Genomic DNA, 2,342 nt, shown 5'->3' with positions numbered 1-2,342 from the left:
CGTCGACCTGATCGTCGACGCCGCCGCGTTGGTGAACCATGTGTTGCCGTACAGCCAGTTGTTCGGCCCCAACGCGTTGGGTACCGCGGAGCTGATTCAGGTGGCCGTCACCACCAAACTCAAGCCAATTGTCTACGTCTCCACCATCGGCGTGGGGCAGGGCATCGCCCCCGGCGACTTCAACGAGCACAACGACATCCGTCGGATCAGCCCCACCCGGGTGATCAGTGACGCCTACGCCAACGGCTACAGTACGAGCAAGTGGGCAGGCGAAGTGCTTCTGCGAGAGGCGCACGACGTGTGCCGAGTGCCGGTGTCGGTTTTCCGATGTGACATGATCCTGGCCGATCTCAGCTACGCCGGACAGCTCAACGTCCCGGACATGTTCACTCGAATGATGTTGAGTCTGGTCGCATCTGGGGTGGCGCCGAAGTCGTTCTACGAACTCGACGCCGATGGAAACCGGCAGAGGTCCCATTATGGCGGACTGCCCGTCGAGTTCGTCGCCGAAGCCATCTCGACCCTCGGGCTGCAGGTTGCCACGGCATCAGATCCTGCGTTCGATACCTACCACGTGGTGAACACTCACGACGACGGCATCGGCTTGGACGAGTACGTCGACTGGTTGGTGACCGAGGGTTACCCGATCGGACGCGTCGACGACTATGCCGAATGGCTCACCCGTCTCACCATCAAACTTCGTGCGCTGCCCGAACGCCAGCGCAACGCCTCGCTCCTGCCCTTGTTGCACAACTATGAGCGGCCGACGCCACCAATGACCGGAGCCGAGGCGTCAACGAGTCGTTTCCGCACCGCCGTCCAAGACGCCGCCATCGGTCCGGACCACGACATTCCCCACGTCACACGCGGCGTGATCACCAAATATGTCACCGATCTCGAACTGCTAGCGCTGCTCTCACCACTACAACGCAAGGCGACCGCGAAGTCGAACTCAACCACCGCCGAGGTCAACGGATGAGAAAGCGTAGGCACCGCCCTGTGTTGTGACTTCGCCATGCGGTCCTGCCGTTTGGTGGGCCTCGACGGCTGGGCCCCGGCGTGCCGGACTTGTTCGACAACAGCATGTGTGCGCCGTCCTTGCCCCCGGCGGGACGCGACCAGCCGGCGGAATCGTGGCGGTTACCCCTTTGTCGAACGCAACCGCGCACGATGATGTTGGCACTGCCGACGCGAACCATCGATTGTCGACAGGTCGAAACGCACCATGCGCCCAGAGCTAACGTGACTATCCCGGTCTACCTACGTGGACGGGCAGCGCGGTGAGTCCGTGGATGAGGGTGCCGTCCTGGTAGCGGAGTGGTTGCGCCGCATCGAGAATGAGATCATCAAACCGATCGAGTAGTCGCCCGATGGCGATCTGGCCCTCCAGTCGCGCCAGTGGCGCCCCGACGCAGTGGTGGATACCGTGACCAAACGCCACGTGCGAATGTGCATTGCGGGACAGGTCGAGTCGGTCGGGATGCGTAAATCTCTTGCCGTCCCGATTGGCCGCTAGTAAAGAGATCATGACGAAATCGCCTCTCGGAATAACTCTGTCTCCCACTTGAATCGGCTCGGACGCGAACCGCAACGTCGCCACGTTGACTGCACCGTCCAAACGTAGGAACTCCTCCACTGCTGCGGGCAGCTTGGTCGTGTCCGCCCGCAGCTCGGACAACTGAACCGGGTTGCGCAACAGAGCCAATAGGCCGTTGCCCACAAGGTGTACCGTCGTCTCGTATCCCGCGAAGATCAGCAGAAACGCCGTACTCACGAGTTCGTCGTGGGACAGCTGGTCGCCGTCGTCTGCTGCCGCGGTGAGCGTGCTCATCAGATCCTCGTCAGGTTCGCGCCTCTTCAGTTGTATCAACTCTGTCATCAGCGCGGACACCTTCACCGACGCAGTGGCTTTCTCGTCGTCGGTCGCATTGGTGAAGAGTGGCTGGATATGCGAGCGAAACTCGCCGAACCAAGTGTCTGGCATGCCAAACAGTTCGGCTATCACACGGATTGGTAGCGGCGCCGCATACTGGGCGATCAGGTCGACGGGGCGGTCGCATCCGCTGGCCTCGATGTCGTCGAGCAGTTCGTCGGCGATGATCTCGATACGCGAACGGAGACGTTCGACGGCGCGCGTCGTGAAGCCCCTTCCGACGTGCTTGCGTAGGCGGGTGTGGGTGGGTGGGTCCGAATGCAACATGTTTGCGTGCAAGTTAGACGCGTACGCTCCGCCGTGGTCCGGCGGGAACAGCTCCAAGGCACGCTCGTGATCCTTCGAGAGGCGGGGGTCGGCGAGCAGCGTCCGCGCCTCGGCGAAGTCCGTCACGAGCCACACGGGGACG

General features: G+C 62.2%; 2 protein-coding genes. One reads left to right on the top strand and one right to left on the bottom strand.

Going from position 1 to position 2,342, the window contains the following annotated elements; all coding sequences use genetic code 11:
* Nucleotides 1–979 (top strand): SDR family oxidoreductase (locus ACOJSN_RS20830; RefSeq protein WP_420114396.1); only part of this gene is annotated, 979 nt, incomplete at its 5' end.
* Nucleotides 980–1,246: 267 nt separating this feature from the next.
* Here the strand turns inward: ACOJSN_RS20830 and ACOJSN_RS20825 are convergent.
* On the bottom strand, nucleotides 1,247–2,342 hold a 1,096-nt coding region (locus tag ACOJSN_RS20825), incomplete at its 5' end, for a cytochrome P450 family protein (protein WP_420114395.1).

It is taken from the genome of Pseudactinotalea sp. (genome assembly GCF_048594945.1).
Lineage (GTDB): Bacteria > Actinomycetota > Actinomycetes > Actinomycetales > Beutenbergiaceae > Pseudactinotalea.
The sequence above is the reverse complement of the archived record's forward strand: the minus strand, read 5'-3'. Positions and strand labels throughout refer to the sequence as shown.